The organism is Methylobacterium soli, assembly GCF_008806385.1.
Lineage (GTDB): Bacteria > Pseudomonadota > Alphaproteobacteria > Rhizobiales > Beijerinckiaceae > Methylobacterium > Methylobacterium soli.
Window position 1 is genome coordinate 1 of record NZ_VZZK01000028.1, and the last position, 22270, is coordinate 22270.

The 22270-nt window shown below is 69.0% G+C and carries 16 protein-coding genes and 1 pseudogene; 6 read left to right on the forward strand and 11 right to left on the reverse strand.

Annotated elements, in window-relative coordinates; genetic code table 11:
- Nucleotides 1-136 precede the first annotated feature (136 nt).
- Together cobF and F6X53_RS22165 are read left to right on the forward strand one after the other, a co-directional pair.
- Entirely contained in the window at nt 137-895 is a 759-nt protein-coding gene (gene cobF / locus F6X53_RS22160; RefSeq protein WP_151002534.1) for a precorrin-6A synthase (deacetylating), read from the forward strand.
- A gap of 62 nt (nt 896-957) precedes the next feature.
- A complete protein-coding gene (locus F6X53_RS22165; protein WP_151002535.1) occupies nt 958-2598 on the forward strand; it encodes a DEAD/DEAH box helicase in 1641 nt (546 codons plus the stop codon).
- A gap of 42 nt (nt 2599-2640) precedes the next feature.
- Here F6X53_RS22165 and F6X53_RS22170 read toward each other — a convergent pair whose 3' ends face one another.
- From F6X53_RS22170 to F6X53_RS22185, 4 genes are all read right to left on the reverse strand, one after another.
- Complete coding sequence (locus tag F6X53_RS22170; RefSeq protein ID WP_151002536.1) at nt 2641-3027, reverse strand: group III truncated hemoglobin; 387 nt, start codon at nt 3025-3027, stop codon at nt 2641-2643.
- A gap of 343 nt (nt 3028-3370) precedes the next feature.
- Nucleotides 3371-3808, reverse strand: coding sequence for a hypothetical protein (locus F6X53_RS22175; protein WP_151002537.1), 438 nt, complete (start codon nt 3806-3808; stop codon nt 3371-3373).
- 75 nt (nt 3809-3883) lie between these two features.
- Nucleotides 3884-7066 (reverse strand): efflux RND transporter permease subunit, encoded by a 3183-nt coding sequence (locus F6X53_RS22180; RefSeq protein ID WP_191970945.1) that lies wholly within the window; start codon nt 7064-7066, stop codon nt 3884-3886.
- A 7-nt stretch (nt 7067-7073) separates the two neighbouring features.
- A complete protein-coding gene (locus F6X53_RS22185; RefSeq protein ID WP_373875977.1) occupies nt 7074-8141 on the reverse strand; it encodes an efflux RND transporter periplasmic adaptor subunit in 1068 nt (355 codons plus the stop codon).
- A 744-nt stretch (nt 8142-8885) separates the two neighbouring features.
- Between F6X53_RS22185 and F6X53_RS22190 the strand changes: the two genes are divergently transcribed.
- The 4 genes and pseudogenes from F6X53_RS22190 (at nt 8886) to F6X53_RS22205 (ending at nt 12567) form a co-directional block, all read left to right on the forward strand.
- Nucleotides 8886-9173 (forward strand): hypothetical protein, encoded by a 288-nt coding sequence (locus F6X53_RS22190; protein ID WP_151002539.1) that lies wholly within the window; start codon nt 8886-8888, stop codon nt 9171-9173.
- A 219-nt stretch (nt 9174-9392) separates the two neighbouring features.
- Nucleotides 9393-10103: a carbonic anhydrase gene (locus F6X53_RS22195; protein ID WP_151002540.1), complete on the forward strand. Its 711-nt coding sequence runs from the start codon at nt 9393-9395 to the stop codon at nt 10101-10103.
- An 8-nt stretch (nt 10104-10111) separates the two neighbouring features.
- Nucleotides 10112-11656: pseudogene (locus F6X53_RS22200) on the forward strand (SulP family inorganic anion transporter); the annotation flags it as partial.
- Between the two features lie 461 nt (nt 11657-12117).
- On the forward strand, nt 12118-12567 hold the full coding sequence (locus F6X53_RS22205; RefSeq protein WP_151002542.1) for a hypothetical protein: 450 nt from the start codon (nt 12118-12120) through the stop codon (nt 12565-12567).
- Nucleotides 12568-12608: 41 nt separating this feature from the next.
- Here F6X53_RS22205 and hflX read toward each other — a convergent pair whose 3' ends face one another.
- The 7 genes from hflX to metG form a co-directional block, all read right to left on the reverse strand.
- Nucleotides 12609-14033, reverse strand: coding sequence for a GTPase HflX (hflX, locus tag F6X53_RS22210; RefSeq protein WP_151002543.1), 1425 nt, complete (start codon nt 14031-14033; stop codon nt 12609-12611).
- Between the two features lie 114 nt (nt 14034-14147).
- Entirely contained in the window at nt 14148-14402 is a 255-nt protein-coding gene (gene hfq, locus F6X53_RS22215; RefSeq protein ID WP_009866358.1) for an RNA chaperone Hfq, read from the reverse strand.
- 201 nt (nt 14403-14603) lie between these two features.
- The gene (ntrX, locus tag F6X53_RS22220; protein ID WP_151002544.1) at nt 14604-15974 is read right to left on the reverse strand and encodes a nitrogen assimilation response regulator NtrX; all 1371 of its coding nucleotides are present in this window, start codon (nt 15972-15974) and stop codon (nt 14604-14606) included.
- Nucleotides 15971-18409, reverse strand: a complete 2439-nt coding sequence (locus tag F6X53_RS22225; RefSeq protein WP_373875926.1) for a sensor histidine kinase NtrY-like — start codon at nt 18407-18409, stop codon at nt 15971-15973. The genes ntrX and F6X53_RS22225 overlap by 4 nt, the downstream gene beginning before the upstream one ends.
- A 350-nt stretch (nt 18410-18759) precedes the next feature.
- Nucleotides 18760-19563 carry an MBL fold metallo-hydrolase gene (locus F6X53_RS22230; RefSeq protein ID WP_151002545.1) on the reverse strand — a complete coding sequence of 268 codons (804 nt, stop codon included), beginning with the start codon at nt 19561-19563 and terminating at the stop codon, nt 18760-18762.
- A gap of 43 nt (nt 19564-19606) precedes the next feature.
- On the reverse strand, nt 19607-20410 hold the full coding sequence (locus F6X53_RS22235; protein WP_151002546.1) for a TatD family hydrolase: 804 nt from the start codon (nt 20408-20410) through the stop codon (nt 19607-19609).
- Between the two features lie 145 nt (nt 20411-20555).
- Nucleotides 20556-22121: a methionine--tRNA ligase gene (metG, locus tag F6X53_RS22240; protein ID WP_151002547.1), complete on the reverse strand. Its 1566-nt coding sequence runs from the start codon at nt 22119-22121 to the stop codon at nt 20556-20558.
- Nucleotides 22122-22270: the final 149 nt, after the last annotated feature.

Sequence of the window (22270 nt, forward strand, 5' to 3'; positions counted from 1 at the left end):
CGGTAGCTCGTCAGGCTCATAACCTGAAGGTCACAGGTTCAAATCCTGTCCCCGCAACCAACACCAACACACCGACACAGAACCCCGCCAGGCGAAAGCCTGGCGGGGTTTGCGCGTTGGGGCTAAAGCCCAGGGCATGCGCAAACTTCGTCTGATCGGCATCGGTACCGGCAATCCCGAGCATCTCACCTTGCAGGCCGTCGGGGCGCTGGAGAGCGTCGAGGTGGTGTTCATCCTCGACAAGGGTGAGGCAAAGGCCGAACTCCTGCGCCTGCGCCGCGAGATCTGCGAGCGCTTCATCACGCGCCCCTTCCGCTTCGTCGTGGCTCAGGACCCCGAGCGCGATCGCAATCCAGGCGATTATGCGGCCGCGGTCGAGGCTTGGCACACGGCGCGCGCCGTTCTCTACGAGACACTCATTCTGCGCGAACTCGCGGCGGGTGCCTGCGGCGCCATCCTGGTCTGGGGCGACCCGGCGCTCTACGATAGCACGCTGCGCATCATCGACCGCATCGTCGCGCGCGGTCACCTTCCCCTCGATTACGATGTCATCCCGGGCATCAGCAGCGTGCAGGCGCTCGCCGCGAGCCATCGCATTGCCCTGAACCGGATCGGAGGTCCGATCCACATCACGACCGGCCGCGCGATCGCCGACGGCCTGAAGCCGGATGCCGAGAGCACCGTGGTGATGCTCGATGGCGATCCACGCTTCGAGCATCTCGATCCGGATCTGACCATCTATTGGGGCGCCTATCTCGGCACGGCCAACGAGATCATCCTGGCCGGCCGCCTCGGCGCGGTGGCCGGCGAGATCCGGCGCCTGCGCGCCGAGGCCCGTGCCCACCACGGCTGGATCATGGACACCTACCTCCTGCGCGCACCGGATCGACGCTGAATCGCGCCTGCGCGGCCATTCGGCCACGGACGAACTCGACCGTTCCGCGCTAGAGCCGGACCATGCTGCAGCTTCGTCCCTACCAGCGCGCGAGCCTCGACGCGCTCGAGGCCTCTTGGAAGAGGGGAGGGCGCAACGACCTGATCGTGTTGCCGACGGGGGCCGGCAAGGCCCTCGTGATCGCGGCGCTCGTCCGTGAGACCCTGGCCGGCGATCCGGCGCAGCGCATCGCCATCGTGACCCATACACGCGAGTTGATCGCCCAGAACCATCAGGAACTCCTGGCTTACTGGCCGGAGGCACCCACCGGGCTCTACTCGGCAGGCTTGGGCCGGCACGAGGCCGAGGCGCAGATCCTGTTCTGCGGCATCCAGTCCGTCTCGCACCGGGTGGGCGAGATCGGTGCCTGCGATCTCGTCATCGTCGACGAGGCGCATCTGATCCCGCGCTCGGCGGAGACGCGCTACGGCCGCTTTCTCGCGGCCCTGCGGTCTCTCAAACCGGATCTGCGCGTCGTGGGCCTCACGGCGACGCCCTATCGCCTCGATTCCGGCCGCCTCGACGAGGGAGCCGGACGGGTCTTCGAGCGTATCGTCTACGAGGCGAATGTCGGCGACCTGATCCAGCAGGCCTATCTCTCGCCCCTCGTATCCAAGGCGACCCTGACGGCCCTCGACGTCAGCGGCGTCGGGAAACGCGGCGGAGATTACATCCCGAGTGCCCTCGAAGCGGCGGTGAACCAGGAATGGATCACCCGGGCCGCCGTGGAGGAGATGGTGAGCTACGGCGAGAACCGCCGCACTTGGCTCGCCTTCTGCGCCGGCCTTGCCCATGCGGCCGCAGTGCGCGACGCCATCCGCCGGCACGGGTTTTCCTGTGAGACGATTTCCGGCGAGACCGGCAAACGCGAGCGCGACCGGATCATCCGATCCTTTCGGGCGGGGCAGATCCGCTGCCTGACCTCCGTCGGCGTGCTGGCGACGGGCTTCAACGTGCCGGCGGTCGATCTCATCGCCCTGCTTCGCCCGACGCAGAGCACCGGCCTATACGTGCAGCAGGTTGGCCGTGCGCTTCGGCGGGCGCCCGGAAAATCGGACGCGCTGATCCTCGATTATGCCGGCCTCGTGCGCATGCACGGACCCATCGACATCGTGACGGCCCGGACCGCCGCGGCGGTGAAGGGCAGGGAAGGGGAGGTGCGCGCCAAGCCCTGCCCCGGCTGTGGCGCCCTGATCGCCCTCAATGCCAGCACCTGCGAGGCCTGCTGGGTCGAGCCGGGCGACGGGGAGGCGGAGGTGAAGCACGAGGCGGCGGCCGATGACGAGCTTCCGATCCTCTCCGAGCAAGCTCTGGCCTGGATACGGATCCGGGCCTGGAGCTTTCGGCGGCGGAAACAGGCCGGCCTGCCGGATTGCCTCGAGATCGATCTGCGCCTCGCCGATGACCGGCACCACGAACTCCGGCTCTGCCTGGAGCAGAGCGGCTATCCGCGCGAGAAGGCGGTGCAGTGCTGGCGTGGGTTCGGCGGCGGGCGCGACGCACCGATGACCGTCTCCGAGGCGCTGGACCGGCAGGACGATCTCATTCGGCCGGCGGCAATCCGGATCCGCAGCCAGGGGCGCCTCACCGAGACCATCGAGTACCGGTTCACGGATGGCCGCGCCTTCTCGGATCTCCACCGCCTGGACGATCGCGCGGCCTGAGACGGGGCAGGGGGGTTGGGGCCCCCTCACCCGCTCCGCCTCTCAGGCGGCTGGCGCGTCCGGCCGGAAGAACAGGCCGGCCTTGAGGCTGTCCCCGATGCGATGCGCGCGGTCGACCACCATGTCTGCGATGGGAGGCGTGAAGGCGGCGCTGGCCGTATCCTCGAAGAGATCGAGCCAGCGCGCGAAATGCGCGGGCTGAAGCGTCCCGACGGCCTGGTGCTTGCCGAAGGGATTGCCCTTGTAGCGGCCGGATTTCAGCAGCACCGAGGACCAGAAATCCTGGATCACCGCGAGATGGCGCGGCCATTCGGAATCCGGGATGGCACGGGCAAAGACCGGGCCGATCAGGTCGTCCTGGCGCACTCTCGCGTAGAAGGCAGTGAGAAACGCCTGCAGGCTCGCCTCCGTCAGGCTTGCATCGGGCATCGCGGTCCGGACCCTGATCTCCTGTCGGCGCTCAGCGCGCCGGCCAAGCCGGGGAGGGGCAAGAGATGCGCAAGGGGCAAGGCATGCCTGACACCTCCTCCGACATTCTGCCCCGATCCGACCCATTACAACCCCAGGGGAGGGCAATGAAGCCCCCTCGCCCAGGACGAATGTTCGCGCCAGCGGCGTTCCGCGCCGGGACGAGGCCTGAGTGCCGGGACGAGAGCCATCGATCCTGGGGACGCCGAACCTGGGACTTCAGGCCGATCAGGTTCCATAATATATCTTATGCGAATTAGAATGGCAGGGCCCGACGGGGCTGCTCCCCGTCGGCTCGCGGCCTTCAGCGCACCGAGACCCGGATCTCGGATTCGAACCCCGTGCCGTCCGGATTGATGATGAAGATCCGGTAGGTGTCGGTTCCCTCGAACCCCTCCTCCGCCTCGTAGATCATCTTCAGCCCCGGCACCCGCTTGGCGTTGCAGACCGCGAGCGGCGAGCCGGCCGCGTAGCGGGGAAAGGATTCGGTCTGGGCGAAGTCGACCTTGCCGTGCCTGGGCGCGGCGAGCAGCCGGGCCACGGTCGGCCCCTGCGTGGTGCAATCGGGAAAGAGCGACGCGAAGAACCCGATCGTGCGGGCTTCGCCCTTCGGCACAACGCGCGCCATCGGAAACACGGGCGGCGCCGGTTCGGGGATCGCGGCGGGTGCCGTGCTCTCGGCGCTTCCGGCCAGGCCCGAGCCGAACAGGAGAAGGTTCAGGGTCAAAATCGCGAGTCGCATGGGTCCCCCATTGCCGATCCGTACGCCAGCCGACGCCGTAGGGGTAGGGCGGGATCGGCCTCCGCAGAAGGCCGCTCAGTCGCCGATCCGGGCCCCCTCGCCCGCCCGGCTCCACCCGGGAGGCGGGGCGGGCCCATCGCCCGCTCCCCTGCCCTCCGCCAGCTGGAATCGGCCGAATCGGAGCGCGAGGGTCGGCAGGATCAGCAGATTGAGAATCGTGGAGGTCACGAGACCGCCGAGGATCACGATGGCCATCGGTCCCTCGATCTCGCGGCCGGGCTCACCGGCGCCGAGCGCCAAGGGCAGCAGGCCGAGACCGGTGACCAGGGAGGTCATCAGGATCGGCACGAGGCGGTCGGCGGCGCCCTCGATGGCGCAGTCCGTATCCCAGGAACGTCCCTCGACACTCACGAGATGCTCGTAATGCGAGATCATCATGATGGTGTTGCGCAGGCTGATGCCGAACAGGGTCACGAAGCCGACGATGGAGCCGAGCGACAGGACGGCCCCGGTGGCGAAGACCGCGAACACCCCGCCGACGAAGGCGAAGGGCAGGTTCACGAGCACCAGAAGGAGATTGCGCAGGGAGCCCGTCACCACGGCGAGCAGCAGCACGATTCCGAGCCCGGCCAGCGCCGAGTAGGTGAGGAGGTCGCGCCGGGCCCGCCCCTGCGCCTCCGCGGAGCCCGAGAAGGAGACGTAGACCCCCTCCGGCAGGCGGACCTCGCGAGCGATCTTGCGCTTGGCGGCGGTCACGAAGGAATCGATGTCCCGGCCAACCACATTGGCGGTCACCGCCTGGACGCGCTGGGCACCCTGGTGCTGGACCTGATAGCGCCCCGAGGTCTCGTAGATGTCGGCGACCTGAGAGAGGCGGATATAGGTCCCGCTCGGCGTGCGCAGGGGCAGGTCGCCGACCGCCGTCAGGCGCGCCCGCACACCCGAATCGAGGATGACGATGACGTTGAAGACGGCGTTCCCCTCGTAGGATTGGCCGACGATGTCGCCCTGGTAGGCGGTCCGGACGGATTCCAGCACCTCGATGGCGTCGAGGCCCCAATGGCGCAGATCGTTGGGACGGAGCCCCACATTGATCTGCGGAAGGCCCACGGGCGATGCCTGCTGGATGTCGCTCGCACCCCGCACCTCCGCGAGTTCCTTGGCGACCGCGCGGGCGGCAGCCTCGATCCGGTCGAGATCATTGCCGATCAGGTTGATGACCACAGGGGCGGTGAAGCCAGAGACCGTCTCCTCGATGCGCTCGGTGAGGAAGGTCTTCAGCGAGAACGCGGCGCCGGGGAACCCCGCCATCAGGGCACGGATCTGTGTTTCCACGGTCTTCTGGCCGGCACCGTCCAGGCCGGGTTCGAGGTCGATGTGGATCTCGCTGTAATGCGGACCGGCCGTGTCCTGGCCGGCCTCCGCCCGCCCGATCTGCGAGGCCACCGAACGGATCCCCTGGATGCGCAGCAACTCGGCCGTGATCAGGGTGCCGAGGCGCTCCGATTCCTGCAGCGAGGTGCCGGGTGCCCCCGCCATATGGAGGATCAGGTGTCCTTCCTTGAGATCGGGCAGGAAGGTCCCGCCGAAGAGGGGGGCAAGGGCCGCCCCCGACAGCGTCAGCACCACGCCGCTCGCGATGACGATGCGCGGGTAGCGATTGATACGGGTCAGGAGCCGCCCATAGATGCCCTGCGACCAACGCATCACCGGCGGGTCGCGGCTCTCGACCTGCCGCTGCCGAGTCAGCAGCAGCATGGCGAGCGCGGGCGTGACGGTGAGCGCCACCCCGAGGGAGGCAATCACGGCCAGGATGTAGGCGAGGCTCAAGGGGCCGAACAGGCGGCCGGCGACGCCCGACAGGGCAAGGACCGGGAGGAACACCAGAAGGACCGCGAAGGTCGCGTAGGCCACAGCCGTGCGCACCTCGAGGATCGCGTCGAGCACCACCCTCCCCTCCGCCCGCGGTTGGCTCAGGCGGCGGTTCTCGCGCAGGCGCCGCACCACGTTCTCGACGCCGATTACCGCGTCGTCCACCACCTCGCCGATGGCGATGGCGAGGCCGCCGAGCGTCATGGTGTTGAGGCTCTCGCCGAGCGCCTGGAGCGCCAGGACGGCCGCGATCAGCGAGAGCGGAATGGCGACGGCGCTGATCACGCAGGTGCGCCAATCGTACAGGAAGGCGAACAGCACCACGATGACGAGGAGGCCGCCGAGCGCCAGGGCCTGCAGGACGTTGTCGTTGGCGACCCGGATGAAGTTCGCGGGCCGGAACAGGTCAGGCCGCAGGGTCACCCCCTCGCGCTCCAGGGCGGGGCGCAGATCCTCGAGGGCTGCCTCGACGCGGGCGGTGACCTCGCGCGTGTTGGCGCCGTACTGGGCGCCGACCATCAGGAGGACCCCGGGCTTGCCGTCGACCAGGGCGGCACTGATCGGCGGCTCGGGCGCCGCCACGACATTGGCCACATCGCCCAGCACCACGCTCGCCCCGCCCTCGTTGACGAGGACCGTGCGGGCGATCTCCGCCGGTGTCAGCGCCTGCCCCTCGGTCTGGAGCACGATGCGCTGGTTGGGCGTGTCGACGAAGCCCGCCCCCCGGACGCCGGTGGCCTTGCGGGCCGCCGCGAGCACGTCGTTGAGCCCGACCCGGAACCGGATCAGGTCGCTCGGACGCACCTGCACCTGCAGCGAGCGCACCCCCCCGCCGTAGACCGAGACCTGGGCGATCCCCGGGACCGCGAGGAGGCGCAGCCGCACGGTCCAGTCGGCGAGGGTGCGCAGCTCCAGGCTCGACCGCTTCTCCGATGTCAGGCCGACGAGCAGCACCGTGCTGGTTGAGGAGGTCAACGCCGTCATGGCGGGCGGCATCACGCCCTGGGGCAGCCGCCCGGCAAGGGCCGTCAGGCGCTCGGTGACGAGCTGGCGCACGCGGTAGATGTCGTTGCCGGTGGTAAACACCGCCGTGATGACCGACAGCCCCTGGATCGAGGAGGAGCGCAGCGACTCGATGCCCGGCAAGCCGTTCACCGCGACCTCGATCGGCTGCGTCACCAGCACCTCGACCTGCTCCGGATTAAGGCCCGGCGCCTCGGTCTGAATCACCACCGAGGGTGGCGCGAATTCGGGGAAGACGTCGTACTTGGCATCGCCCAGCGTCATGAGGCCGAAGGCGAGCACCGCGAAGGCCAGGGCCAGCACGACGCCGCGGAAGCGCACCGCGAAGGCGACGAGGGCCGCCTGCGGCCCGGACGGGGGCATTCTCACGTCAGTCGTCGTCCGCGCCGCCGGAGACCTGGAGCAGGCTCTTCATCTCCTCGGACAGGAGCGCCTGCGCGCCCTTCAGCACGATCTCGGTCTCGCCGGTCAGATCCTCGACGACGTAGGCGTCGTCGGAGATCGGCGTGCTCGCCTTGAGCGGATGGCGCACGAAGGCGTTCTCGGACAGGCCGCGATAGACCCAGGTCCCGCCCTGCCAGTGCACGACCGCATCCTCCGGAACCAGGGTGCCGATCACGATGCGGTCGGCGGGCAGGAAGGCCAGGGTACTCATGCCGGGCATCAGGCCGCTATCCCCGGCCACGATGTAGAAGAAGCTCTGACCCTGGATGCGCGGATCGGTGCGGGTTGCTGCCGAGACGAAGCGCAGGGCGACACGGCTCGACTGGGGCGGCACCTCCGCGAAGGCGAGGCCGGGCGCACCCTTGAGCGCCTCGCCCGGCGGCAACGTCACCTGCATCAGGAAATCCGTGCGCTCGATCAGGCGGGTGATGACGGGCGAGCGCTCGACGATCGCCCTGCCGATCACCGGCCCCCATTCCTGCTGCGCCGTGGCCGCGAGGGTGCGGATCTGGGAATCCGCCGCCATCAGGGCCGCCTGGTCGGTCTGATAGGTGCCTTCCGTCGTCTCCACCTGCACTGTGGTGGCGTATTGGCCGAGGTTCTTCGCGCGCAGGGACGCGCTGCGCGAGACCTCGGCGCGCGCCTGCGCGGTCTGGAGCTGGGCCTTCGCGCTCGCGTAGGAGTTCGTGAGCTCGGTCACCCGGGCAAGGTCGAGGACACTGCCATAGGCCTGCAGTTCCTCCCGGTGTCTCTTCGCTGTCACGCGCGCGGTCTCAAGCCCGAGGCGCGCCCGCTCCTCGGGCGTCAGGCGGACCACCGTGCGCCCGTCCTCGATCGCCGTCCGGGTCGCCGGCAGGTGAGGGCGCTCGGCCGGCGCGGGAGCCACGCGCTCGCGCCAAGCCGAGAGCAGGGACGTCGTGCGGGCCTGCATCCCGGCGCGATACGGGGCGCCCGCCTCCGTGAAGGCGAAGACGCCGAGGACGACGGCCGACAAGATGAGGAGAACCAGAAGGGTGGGGCGCCGCCGCCGCTGAACCAAAGCCGCCTCCCCTCCCCTTCACTGCACCAGAACATTTCTTTGTCGAGGTCCTTGCCGGTTTTGCCCGGAAACGAATGCCGAATCTACCCGGTCCTGAACGATTTCGGTGTCCAGCCTATCCGTAATCGCGGCGCGTGCGATCCTGCCCCGGGCATTCCAATAGGAGAAGGCGGCTCCTGCCCGTCTCGCGGCGTGGTCAAAGCATCGCCGCGTTGACGGAGCCGGATGCGAGATCTCGCCCATGCCGAAAGCTCGGCGAGCCCTCCGCGATGTCGCGGCAGAGCGACTTGAAACACGTCGAGCCAAGCAAGCCCGGAGCGATCATGCGCAGCCCCGTCGCACCGAGCGGAGGCTTCCCTCGCGTGATGGCGCTGGACGATCCCCGGCCTCAGGCCGCTCGATCCGCTGCGCGGGCGCGTCGGTCCCTTCCTGCAGCATCGCGCGTCTGTCCCTGCGTCGGGTCAGTGATTGCACGAAGAAAAGGCATGATCGACAATGGATATAATCCGCATCGAGAATGTGTCAGCTCACACCTCCGTGCGACGCGGCACAGAAAGATAATATATATCGGATTAAAATATCCGTTTTATACTCGTAACGTAGCGCACATAACTCACTAGATCGCTCATCTATCTTCCGTCTCCTGGACGCAGAGCGGACCTCTGCGACAAAAAATGATGTCAACGAGAGGAAGAAACGATGGAGCGCTTCGTTGTCGCCACCTCCTTGGCCGTCGCGGTCGGACTGCCGGTCGCCGCGCAGGCGGGTGGGAGCGGCGGGGATCGTCAGGCAGCCGGCGGCGGGTTCATGAGCCCGTCTGTCAGCGACCCCTACCACGACCCGCGATCGATCGATTCGCAGCGCCGCGGCACCGGCCAGATCCTCGGCCAGTCGATGACGTCGGAGAATGCCGGCGCCCGCACTCCGCAGCGCGACCCCATCGCGCCGCGCTGGGCCAACGGCACCCTCCCCCCACGCGGCCGCTGACCTTCTCATCCCAGGTCGAACGGCTGAACATTCGGGACCGCGCGCCTGCAACCGTCTCGTTTCCGCAGGCCCCCGGCCGGTTCGGGTGCGAGCCAGCCCATCGCCATCATCGTTGCGGGGTCAACCGCCCAGGACCTGCTGTCCCGACGGCCGGACGCGTCTGTCCGGCCCACGACCCCGCAGGCCCGCGCAGACCTTCGTCATCACAAGAGGAACGACGTGGACAACATCATCCAGGGCATCTCGAATTTTCGCGGAAACGTCTTTCCGGGCCAACAGGACATGTATCGGCGCCTTGTCCGGGACGGGCAGCAACCGAAGGCGCTGATCATCGCCTGCGCGGATTCCCGCGTCTCGCCCGAGCACATCACCCAGACCGGTCCGGGCGAGCTGTTCGTCTGCCGCAACGCCGGCAACATCGTCCCGCCCTTCTCGCAGCAGAACGGCGGCGTCTCCTCGGCCATCGAGTACGCGGTCATCGCCCTCGGGGTCCGGGACATCGTGATCTGCGGCCACTCGGATTGCGGTGCGATGAAGGGATTGATGCACCCCGAGGCATTGAAGATCATGCCCAACGTCGCGGCCTGGCTGCGCCACAGCCACGCGGCGAGCCAGATCGTCTGCGAGGCCTACCCGGAGGGCATGGACCCGAAGGACCGTCACCGGGCGCTCGCCCTCGAGAATGTCGTGGTGCAGCTCAATCACCTGCGCACGCATCCGAGCGTGGCGGCGGGCCTCGCCAAGGGCCAGTTGCGGCTGCACGGCTGGTTCTTCGAACTCGAGACCGGAGACCTCCTGGCCTATTGCGGCGCGAAGGGTCGCTTCGTGCCCTTCACGGAGGCTGACGACGAATTCCCGGTCGCGCAGGCACCGGCCGTGCGGGTCGCCGCGCCCGAGATCGCGGGTTCGCTCCCGCATGCAGCGGAATGAGCGCGAGCATGCGGCGCGTCCCGAGCGTCTCCCTGCCGAGATTCCTGCCCGCCTCCCTCGCGCGGGACCTGCCGGCCTCCTTCGTGGTCTTCCTCGTCGCCCTGCCCCTCTGCATGGGCATCGCCATCGCGTCGGGCGTGCCGCCCGAGCGTGGCCTGATCACGGGCATCATCGGCGGGATCGTGGTGGGCCTGCTCGCGGGCGCGCCGCTCCAGGTGAGCGGTCCAGCCGCGGGCCTTGCCGTCATCGTGTTCGAGTTCGTGCGGACGCACGGACTCGGCATGCTCGGGCCCGTCCTCGTGCTCGCGGGCATCGTCCAGCTCGCCGCCGGGGCGATGCGGGTCGGCGGCTGGTTCCGGGCGATCTCGCCAGCGGTCGTGCACGGGATGCTCGCGGGCATCGGGGTCCTGATCGTCCTGGCGCAGATCCACGTGCTGGCCGACGGCGCGCCACAGGCGGGCGGGCTCGACAACCTCGTGGCGATCCCGGCCGCCTTCTTCGATTTCGTGTCCGGCGAGGGTGACCGGCCCGGGGCGCTCGCCGTCGGCCTCGTCACCATCGCGGCGATGATCGGGTGGGAGCGGTTTCGGCCGGCACGCCTGCGCCTCGTGCCCGGCGCCCTCATGGGGGTCCTGGCGGGCACGATCCTGGCGGTCACCGCCAGCCTCGGCGTCAAGCGCGTCGAGGTGCCGGAGGCGATCCTGTCGAGCCTGTCGCTGCCGGGCGCGGCGGAATGGGCGCGGCTGAGTGAGCCGACCATGATCGTGATGGCGGTGACCCTCGCCGTCATCGCCAGCGCTGAGAGCCTGCTCTCAGCCGCCGCCGTCGACCGGATGCATGACGGCCCGCGCACGCGGTACAACCGCGAGCTCGGGGCGCAGGGCGTCGGCAACGTCCTGTGCGGCCTCGTGGGCGGTCTGCCCATGACAGGCGTCATCGTGCGCTCCTCCGCCAACGTGCAGGCGGGCGCCATGACGCGGGCCTCGTCGGTGATGCACGGCGCCTGGATCCTGGCCTTCCTGCTGGTGCTGCCCTGGATCCTCGCGGTCGTGCCGACGGCCGCCCTCGCCGGCATCCTCGTGGTGACGGGCTGGCGCCTGGCAAGCCCCGCCCATGCGCTGCATCTCCTGGCGCGCTACGGCCTCGTGACGGCGGCGATCTGGCTCGTGACCCTCGTGATGGTGGTGGCGACCGATCTCCTGACCGGCGTGCTGGTCGGCCTCGGCCTCAGCCTGGTTCAGGCCCTTCCCGCCCTCCGCAAAGGTCCGCTTCGGATCGAGCGCGGCGGCGCGCCCATCGCCGGCGTGCCGGAGCTTCACTTGGCGGGCTCAGCCACCTTCCTGCAATTGCCTCAGCTCAACGAGGCGTTGGAGGAGGCCTCCAAGGGAGAGACGGTGCGCCTCGGGGTCGACCGGCTCCGTCACGTCGACCATACCTGCCTGGAGATGATCAAGGATTGGGCCGCCCGCCAGAGGGCCTCCGGCACGCGGGTCGAGGTGGTGGGCGGTTCGGGCCGGCTGCGCGAGACCCTGGCGGCGGCCATCAATCCGGCGAGCATCGTGCGGGCGCAGGCGAGGGCGGCCCGCGCCTGCGCGGCCGGAGTGCCGACCACGAACTGCGCCAGGACCCCGTCGCCCACATACTTGTCGACGATGCCGCCATGGCCGGTCACCGCCGCATGGGTGAGGGCCCGCACGTCGAGGAGCGCGCGCACCACCTCCTCCTGCGGCCGCTCACGGGTGAGGGCGGAGAAGCCGCGGATATCGAGGGCCATCAGGCAGGCATGGCGGTGGCGCACGGTGCCGATGCCCCCCTCGCGGGCGAGGTCCACGGCGACGCTGCCGGGGACGAAGCGGGCGAGCAGGGTCCGCTCATGCTCCAGTCTCAGGGCCGCCGCGACGGCGCTGCGCAGCCGGCGCGCTCCGTCGATCACCACGAGGCTCGCGGCCGCGAAGGTGAGGAGGCCCGGAACCTGATCGGACAGCGTGATCTGCGGCCCGAGGAACCCCTCCGGGTGGAGGAGACCGATCAGGATCGCGCTGCCCCAGGTCAGGGTCACGACGCCCGAGAACAGCACGGTGTGGGGAACCCGCATGCGCAGGCCCGTCTGCAGCAGCAGCAGGAAGGCCGGAAGCTGGCTCACCGCGTCCGAGGCGTCGTCGACGGCCCCTGCCCCCGCCAGCATGTGCTCGATGATGACGTAGACCGCCAGTCCGGCATTCAGCCCGGTCTCGCCCCAGGCGAGGGCCTCCGTTCGGCGTCCGGTCTCGCCATCCGCCAAGGCGACCGCGACGGCACCGGCCGCGTAGCTCGCGAGGATGAACCAGTGGCTCAGCGCATGGAGCGAGCCGTCATAGACCTGGGCCGTCATGAACAGGACGAGGACGATGACGATCTGCAGAGCGAACATGCGGCCGCCGGAGGTCGCTTGAAGCAGGCGAAGAGCCGCCGTCTCGCCGCCTGACGCCGCCACGCCCGCTCGCTTCCCGATAAGCTGGCGCCCCTTCACCCGATGCGGCTCAGGCGGCGAGCCGCGCCGAACCGGTTCAGGAAGCGCGGCTCCTTCTCGGGCGCGATCCGGATCGCGAGATGCAACGTGCCGCCCTCCTCCATGCGTCGGTCGAGCACCTCGGCATTCTCGTAGAGCCAGTGCAGTTGCGCCCCGTCCTCCGGCGGCAGGATGACCGCGAAGGTCGAGCGGCTGCGCGCGATGCGGGCCTCGATCCGGCTGACCAGGGCGGAGAGCCCCTCCCCCGTCAGGGCCGAGACCAGGACCGGCGCGGCGCTGTCCCGGTCGTTGCGGCCGGCCTCGCCGCCCTTGGCGCTGAGATTGAGGAGGCGCGTGCGCTCGCCCTCATCGAGCAGGTCGGTCTTGTTCCAGACCTCGATGATCCGGTCGGCATTCGTCTCGATGCCGAGTTCGTCGAGCACCTGCCCGACATCCTCGGCCTGGGCCTCGGTGTCGCCGTGGGAGACGTCGCGCACGTGCAGCAGGATGTCGGCCTCGATGACGTCCTCGAGCGTCGCCCGGAAGGCGGCGATCAGGGGCGTCGGCAGTTCGGAGATGAAGCCCACCGTGTCGGACAGGATCACGGTCTCGCCATGCGGCAGCTTGGTGGCGCGCGCGGTCGGGTCGAGGGTGGCGAACAGCATGTCCTGGGCCATCACCTCGGCCTTGGTGAGGACGTTGAACAGGGTCGACTTGCCGGCATTGGTGTAGCCCACGAGCGCGACGATCGGGTACGGCACCCGCGCCCGGCTCTGCCGGTGCAGGCCGCGGGTGCGGGTCACCGAGCCGAGGTCGCGCTCGATGCGCGTCATCCGTTCCTGGATCATCCGCCGGTCGGCCTCGATCTGGGTCTCGCCGGGGCCGCCGAGGAAGCCGAAGCCGCCGCGCTGACGCTCCAGGTGGGTCCAGGACCGGACGAGACGGCTCTTCTGGTAGGCGAGATGGGCGTGCTCGACCTGGAGACGTCCCTCGCGGGTCGAGGCGCGCCGGCCGAAGATCTCGAGGATCAGACCGGTCCGGTCGATCACCTTGGCGCCCCAGGCCTTCTCGAGGTTGCGCTGCTGCACCGGCGAGAGGGCGCAATCCATCACCACGAGGCCGATCGCGTCGGCCTTGATCAGGCCGGCGAGTTCCTCGACGCGCCCTTTGCCGAGAAAGGTCGAGGGGCGGATCCTGGGGAGTGTCAGAGGCATGGCCTGGACCACGTCGAGGTCGATCGCGGCGGCAAGCCCGACCGCCTCGTCGAGGCGCGCCGCATTCGAGCGCGGCGCCTGACGCTCGGCCGCACCCGCTGCCTGGGCGGCGGCGGCGCGGGTCAGATAGGGGCCGACCACGAGGGTCCGGGTCGCGGAGGCGATCTCGCCCTCGGGGGCGGCCATCGCCTGAAGCCGGGCTTCGCCCGAGGGAAGGGTCTCACTCATGAATTTTTGGTGCCCGTGTCCTGAATCCTCAGGACAATGGGTCTTCGTCGGCAACAGACAAGGGCGCAGGCCCCTGTCGGTTGCGGAAATCCCGCAGGACGGCGCGGGGCGCGCTCAGGCCTTGTCGGGCGCCGTCTCGTCCGGCTCGAAGAGCTGGACGGGGTGGCCCGGCATGATGGTGGAGATCGCGTGCTTGTAGACGAGCTGCGAGTGGCCATCGCGGCGCAGCAGCACGCAGAAATTGTCGAACCAGGTCACGACACCCTGAAGCTTGACACCGTTGACGAGGAAGATCGTCAGCGGAATCTTGTTCTTGCGGACATGGTTGAGGAACGTGTCCTGCAGGTTTTGTGCGCGCTCGCCCGCCATTTCTTCTTATCCTTATGTTGCCCTGGCGCCCGCCCCGGAGAGGCGACATCCGATTGCTCGGTTCTGGATCACCCCGCGCCGCCGCTCGCTCCGGGACGGAGAGCCCGGAACCTCGGCCGGACATATTACAGGTTCAATTCGCGTTCCGATGCAAGGGGGGCGACCCGTCCCGCCAAGATTACTCCGGCCCATCCAGGCGAATCACGGGCCGATGCCGAGGGACTTCAATTTGCGGTGCAGGGCCGAGCGCTCCATGCCGATGAACTCGGCCGTGCGCGAGATGTTGCCGGAGAAGCGCGCGATCTGCGCGACGAGGTATTCCCGCTCGAAGATCTCCCGGGCTTCGCGCAGCGCCAAGCTCATCAGCTTCTCGCCGCCCGCTCCGTTCGGAGTGGTGGGCACCAGCGCCCCGATCTCGGAGGGCAGCATCTCGGAGGTGACCTCCTGCTCCGGATCGGTGTGGGTGAGGATCATCAGCCGCTCGACGTTGTTGCGCAGCTGCCTGACGTTTCCGGGCCAGTCATGCGATTGCAGCACCGCCATCGCATCCTCGGCGATGCGCCGGCGCGGCAGGCCGGTCGCGGCCGAGATCTGATCCATGAAGAACGAGATCAGCTCCGGCACGTCCTCGCGCCGCTCGGAGAGCGAGGGCACGCGGATCGGCACCACCGAGAGACGGTGGAACAGGTCCTCGCGGAAGCGCCCGCCCGCGATCTCCTCGGCGAGATCGCGCGAGGAGGACGAGATGATCCGCACGTCCACGTGGACGCGGGTGGTGCCCCCGACCCGCTGGAAGTTCTGATCGACCAGGACCCGCAGGATGCGATTCTGGGTCTCGCGCGGCATGTCCGCGACCTCATCGATGTAGAGGGAACCGCCATGGGCCTCCTCCAGCGCGCCGACGCGGCGGACCCGCCCCTCCCCCGCCTCGACGCCGAAGAGCTCGGCCTCCATGGTCTCCGGGGTGATCGTGGCCGCGTTGATGACCACGAAGGGGCCGTTGGCCCGGCCCGAGGAGGCGTGGAGCGTGCGCGCGGAGAGCTCCTTGCCGGAGCCCGGTGCCCCCGAGATCATCACGCGGGCATTGGTGGGGGCCACGCGCTCCACCGTCTGGCGCAGCTGGTTGACGGCGACCGAGCCGCCGACGAGCCGGCTCGCCTGGCCCGAGCGCGCCTTGAGGTCCTTGACCTCGCGCTTGAGGCGCGAGGCCTCCAGGGCCCGCTCGGCCACCAGGATCAGGCGATCCGCCTTGAACGGCTTCTCGATGAAGTCGTAGGCGCCCGCCTTGATCGCCGAGACCGCGGTCTCGATGTTGCCGTGGCCCGAGATCATCACCACGGGCAGGTCGGGATGGCCCGCCTTGACGAGGTCGAGCACCTGCAACCCGTCGAGGCGCGAGCCCTGCAGCCAGATGTCGAGGAAGACGAGGTGGGGGCGCCGCGCCTCGATGGCCGCGAGCGCATCGTCGGAGCTGCCCGCCGTGCGGGTGCGGTGGCCCTCGTCGTCGAGGATGCCGGCCACGAGGTCGCGGATGTCGGCCTCGTCGTCGACGATCAGGATATCGGCGCTCATTGCAGCATCTCCGCGATCTGGGGGCCCGTCCGCGCGGTGCCCTTCTCTTCGTGTTCGCCAGGCTTCTCGTGGTCGCCAGGCTTTTCATGGTTGCCCTGGCGCTCGCCCAAGCTCGGGCTCAAGCCCTGGTCCGCCTGCGCGTCGGCGGCCAGGACGCGCGGCACCCGCATCCGCACGCGCCCGCCGCGCCCCGCCGGGTTGTCGTTCAACTCGATCCCGCCGCCATGCTCCTCCAGCACCTTGCTGACGATGGCGAGGCCGAGCCCGGTGCCGCCCTCGCGGGTCGTCATATAGGGCTCGAGCAGGCGCTGGCGCCCTTCGGCCGGAAATCCCTTGCCGTTGTCGGTCACCTCGATCACCGCGAAGGCCTCCTCGACGCTCAGAGCCAGCTCGACCCGTCCCTTGCCGAGCTCCGCCTCCGGCACCGCCGCGACCGCCTCGACGGCGTTCTTGAGGATGTTCGTCAGGACCTGAGACAGGAGACGGATGTCGAAGGCGGCGGTGACCCGCTCGGCCCCCTCCACGCCCCTGGCCGAGAAGGCGAAATCGAGGTCGGGATGCGCCACCCGGATCATGAACAGGTTCTGCTTGGCGATCTCGGTCAGGTCGTGCTCGGCGATGGCGGGCTTGGGCATCCGGGCGAAGGACGAGAACTCGTCCACCATGCGCTTGATCTCGTCGACCTGGCGCACGATCGTCGCGGTGCACTGGTCGAACACCTCACGATCGGTGGTGATGACCTTGCCGTACTTGCGCCGGATGCGCTCGGCCGAGAGCTGAATCGGCGTCAGCGGGTTCTTGATCTCGTGGGCGATGCGGCGGGCCACGTCCGCCCAGGCCGAGGTGCGCTGGGCCGAGACGAGGTCGGTGATGTCGTCGAGGGTCACCACGAAGCCCCGGGCCGCGCCCTGCGCCTGCTCGCTCGTCACCCGCACCGTCACGGTGCGCTCGCGCCCGTCGCGGGTGAGCTGGATCTGCTGCTGCAGCGCCCGCTGGCGGCCCTCGGCCTCGGGGAAGAGGGGCGCAAGCTCGGGCACGACCTGCGTCAGCGGCATGCCGATGAGATCCTCGCCCGCGAGCCCGAGCATGCGCTCGGCGCCGGGATTGGCAATGGTGACGAGGCCGCCCGCATCGACGCCGATGACGCCCGGCGAGACGCCCGACAGCACGGCCTCGGTGAAGCGGCGGCGCCGGTCGATCAGGTCGCTCGCGGCGGTCAGCCCGGCATGCTGGCGGCGCAGCTCCTGGGTCATCTTGTTGAAGCTCTCGCCGAGATGGGCGAGGTCGCCGTCGGCCTTCCGGGCCGGCACCTGCGCGTAGAAATTGCCCGAGGCGACCTGGTCGGCCGCGTTGATGAGACGCCGGATCGGCGCGACGAAGCGATTGGCGAAGTTGAGCCCGAACCAGACCGCCGACAGGAGCGCGATCAGCGCGATCAGGACGAAGACCGACGCGAAGGTGACCTGGATCGAGCGCTTCAGGGAATCGTAGGTGAGGTACTCGGCCGCCGCCGCCCGCGAGACGCCCGGGAAGTCGATGGCGAGCTGGCTGACCTCCCGCTGAACCAGGAGCACCGCGTCGTCATAGGCCGGCATGCGCAGGAGGGCGGCGAAGATGCGTCCTTCCGTCGGCAGCAGGCAGATCGGATCGTTCGATTTCGCCGCGTCCTCGAAGGCCGCCGCCGACGGCAGCCGCGTCTGCTTCAGGATGTCGATCTTGGCGCGGGCCACCACGTCGGTCGGCCCCCGCATGATCTGGGCGACCGGCAGGCCGAGATTCGTCGCGCGGGTGGTGAGAAAGTTCTCGAACCACTCACGGTTGACGTCGAAATTCGGTCGGGCGCGGGTCAGGTCGTCGTTGAGGATCCGGATCTCGCGGGCGAGGCTCTGGCATTGGTTCTCCTGGTAGGCGTCCGCCACCTCCACGGATTTCAGCACCACGTCGCGCACCCGGTCCGTGAAGCCGAGGGAGAGGCCGCGGTCGATCGTCACCGAGGCCACCACGGCGAGCAGGATGGTGGGCAGGATCGCGATCAGGCTGAACAGGCCGACGATGCGGGTGTGAAGCCGCGCCACCGCCGCATTGGCCCGGCGAGCATGCAGGAAGACCCGCGCCTCCCAGGCGATCACCACCACGAGGCTGAGGACGAGGAAGACGTTGATCGCAAGGAGTGTCACGCCGATCGTCGGCGTCGGCGTCACACGGATCACCCCGGCTAGGATCAGGAAGGTGGCGATTGCCGAGATCAGCGCCGTGGCGACCACGGCGGCACCGATCCAGCCGGGTCCGCGTGGGCCCGGTTTCATCGCCTCGGCAACGGAACTCTCCGCCGCGAACGGGTCAGACCCGCCCTGGGGCTCGGCGGAGGGGGCGTCGGCGACGCCGGCGTCCTCCAAGGAGCCGCCCGATTTCCTGGAACGTCGCAGAAACGGCATGCCTGATGCAAGGCCACAACAGTGTGGCGAAATTAATACGAATCGGGTCAGAAAGGCAGAATCTACAACCGCAAATCGACGACCGAGACATCGTCACGATTTAGGATCAATAGCGTCCCGGCCCGGTCTCGGCGGCTCGTACCCCACCGTCGCGCGCTTGAACAGGCTTGTATCGCGCGCAATCGAAAATGCCTTGCGGGAGGCGGGACGATCCACTGCTCCTTAGTCCTGAGAGGGGACAAGATCGCCCCGGCAGCCGCTGCGGCCCGCCCACGAGCCTTACCTGCAACGCGCGCGAAACCCTCGGCGCCAGCGCTGGACGGCGTCAGGCCTGAGCCTCGTCGCGCCGCTCAGAGGTCCGTCGTCACGCTCAGCCCGTCATAGGCCGGGCTCACGTGCGGCGGCAGCTTTCTGGCGAGCGTCGCGTAATCGAGATCGGTGTGGAGGTTCGTCAGGATGGCACGCCGTGGCGCGACCTCCTCGATCAGCGCGAGGGCATCCGAGACCGAGTAATGGGTCGGGTGCGGGGTCTCGCGCAGGGCGTCGATGATCAGGAGATCGAGGCCCCGCAGGCGGGCTTTGCTGGCGTCCGGCATCAGGCTGACATCGGGGGCATAGGCGGCAGACCCGAAGCGGAAGCCCAGAGCAGCCTCGTTGCCGTGCTCCATGCCGAAGGGCTCTGCCGTCAGCGCCCCGCCCGGTCCCTCGATCGAGACCGCCTCGCCCTCGACGAGGTCGTTCATATCGAGGACCGGCGGGTAGGCGCTGCCCGGCGGGGTGGCGAAACAATACCCGAAGCGGGCTTCCAGGAGGGCCCGGGTCGTCGCGTCGGCATAGACCGGGATGCGCCGCCGCATGTGGATGACCAAGGGACGGACATCGTCGATGCCGTGGGTGTGGTCGGCATGGGCATGGGTGAACAGCACGGCATCGAGGCGGCTGATCCCGGCATCGATGAGCTGCTCGCGCAGATCCGGCGAGGTGTCGACGAGGAGCATCGTCGTTCCTGCCCCGTCCTGCCGCTCGGCGAGGATCGAGCATCGGCGCCGGCGGTTGCGCGGCTCATCGGGGTCGCAGGCCCCCCAGCCATAGGCGACCCGCGGCACGCCGCCGGATGAGCCGCAACCGAGGATACGCAGCGTCAGCGTCGCCATCCGGACCTCCCGTCCGGTTGGTACAGGAGTGCCGCCCGTCCTGTCATGCTCCCATTCCCCGCAAGGGCTCCGGGCCCGCCTTCGAGAACAGGCGATGGAAGTTCGCACTCGTCAGGGCGGCGAAGTCCGGAAAGGACAATCCGAGCGTGCCGGCGAGGGAGCGCGCCGTATCGGCGGTGTAGGCCGGCTCGTTGGTGCGCCCGCGATGCGGCTCGGGGGCGAGGAACGGCGCGTCGGTCTCGACCAGGATCCGGTCCTGGGGCACTGCGCGCGCGATCTCGCGCAATTCATGCGAGCGCCGGAAGGTGACGATGCCGGAGAACGAGATCGAGAGCCCGAGGTCGACGCCGACCTCGGCCAGGCGCCGGCCCGACGAGAAACAATGCAGCACGGCCCGGAATGAACCGCGCCTCATCTCGTCGGTGAGCACCGCCTCCATGTGAGCGTCGGCATCGCGGGCATGGATCACCAGGGGCAATTCGGTCGCGCGAGCCGCCGCGATATGGGCGCGCAGCACCCGCTCCTGAACTGCCTCCGGCGCCGCGTCCTCGTAGTGGTAATCGAGGCCTGCCTCGCCGATGCCGATGCAGCGGGGATGGTCGGTCAGGGCGGCGATGGTCTCGGCCGGGACCTCCGGCTCCTCGGCGGCCCCGTGCGGATGAGTTCCCACGGTGTACCAGACCTCGGGATGCGCCTCCGCGATCGCCCGGTAGGTCTCCGTCTTGGCGATGCGCGTCGCGATCGTGAGCATCCGGGTCACGCCCGCCTCCCTGGCGCGCGCGATCACGCCCGGGAGGTCGGCGGAGAAATCCGGGAAGTCGAGATGGCAGTGGCTGTCGATCAGCATGGGGATCTACGGGGCAGGTGCGGGATCGTCCGCACCGCTTCGGGTGCGAACGCGCGGCAAGGGTGATGCGGGATGTGGCGCGGCGATCACGCGCGGGCTACCCCCGGCAGCCTCTCTCCCCGCCAGGGGAAAGGCTGCGCGATCGTCACGCCGCCTCCGGCTCGACGAAGCGGGGGAAGATCGGCGCGGGAGCCGGGAGGGCGGTGCCGGGCACGAGGCGATGCGCCTCGCCCACGTGACCGAGCGTCCGCGCCTCCGGCGAGACGGCGAGCAGGTCGAGAAGCGCCGCGCCGGCCGTCGGGACGACGGGCTGAACCAGGATGCCGACAGCCCGCAGGGTCTCGATCGTGACGTACAGGACGGTGTTCATCCGCTCAGGATCGGTCTTGCGCAAGCGCCAGGGCTCCTCGCCCGCGAAGTAGCGGTTGGCGCTGCCCACGACCGCCCAGATCTCGGCGAGCACCGTGTGCAGCGCCAGAGCCTCCAGGGCCGCCCGCGCCTGTCCGGGCAGCGCGTCGGCGGCGGAGAGCAGGGCCCGGTCGGCCTCCGTGAGGGGACCGGGCACCGGCACGGCGCCGTCGCAATTCTTGGCGATCATCGAGAGGGAGCGCTGGGCGAGATTCCCGAGATCGTTGGCCAGATCCGCGTTGATGCGCCCGATGATCGCCTCGTGGCTGTAATTGCCGTCGCCCCCGAAGGGCACCTCGCGCAGCACGAAGTAGCGGAGCTGATCGACGCCGTAGGTCGTGATCAGGTCCATCGGGTCGACGACATTGCCGAGCGACTTTGACATCTTCTCGCCCTTCGAGAGCAGGAAGCCGTGGCCGAAGACGCGTTTGGGGAGCGGCAACCCCGCCGACATCAGGAAGGCCGGCCAGTAGACCGCGTGGAAGCGGACGATGTCCTTGCCGATGACGTGGAGGTCGATCGGCCAATGGCGCCAGCGTGGGTCGCTCTCGTTGGGGAACCCGCAGACGGTCAGGTAATTCGTCAGCGCGTCGACCCAGACATACATCACGTGGCCGGGGGCATCCGGCACCGGCACGCCCCAATCGAAGGTGGTGCGGCTGACCGAGAGGTCCTTGAGGCCCTGGCGGACGAAGCTCGCGACCTCGTTACGTCGCGTCTCGGGACCGATGAAGTCGGGCTCGGCCTCGTAGAGCGCGAGCAGCTTCTCGCCGTAGGCCGAGAGGCGGAACAGGTAGTTCTCCTCCTCGGTCCACTCGACCGGGGTCTGCGTCGCCTTCGCGCGGCGCGTCCCGTCCGGCCCGATCTCGGTCTCGTCCTCGCCGTACCAGGCCTCGTCGCGCACCGAGTACCAGCCGATATATTTCGACAGGTAGATGTCTCCGTTGTCCTGCATCCGCTGCCAGATCGCCTGTGCGGCGGCGTAGTGGTCAGGCTCGGTGGTGCGGATGAAGCGGTCGTGGCTGCAGTTCAGCGCCTCTGCCATGAGGCGGAACTTCTGGGACATCTCATCGACCAGCGCCCTCGGGGTGGTCTCGAGGCGCGCCGCCGTCTGCTGGATCTTGAGGCCGTGCTCGTCCGTGCCCGTCGTGAAGAGCACGTCGTAGCCGTCGAGGCGCTTGTACCGGGCGATGGCATCGGTCGCGATCACCTCGTAGGCATGCCCGATATGGGGCGCGCCGTTCGGGTAGGAAATCGCGGTGGTGAGGCTGAATCTGCCCTTTGCCGGGTTTTGGGCCGTCACGTCAGAGATTCCCCGGATACGCGGTTCATGGGCCCCGGCGATCCCAACCTGGCAGGATCACGGGATCAAAGGATTTCGCAGGCTCCGGAGCATTCCTGAGCCGGCCGGTTCGGGCTCCCGCGAGACGACGCGCCCTTCAAAGCCCTGTC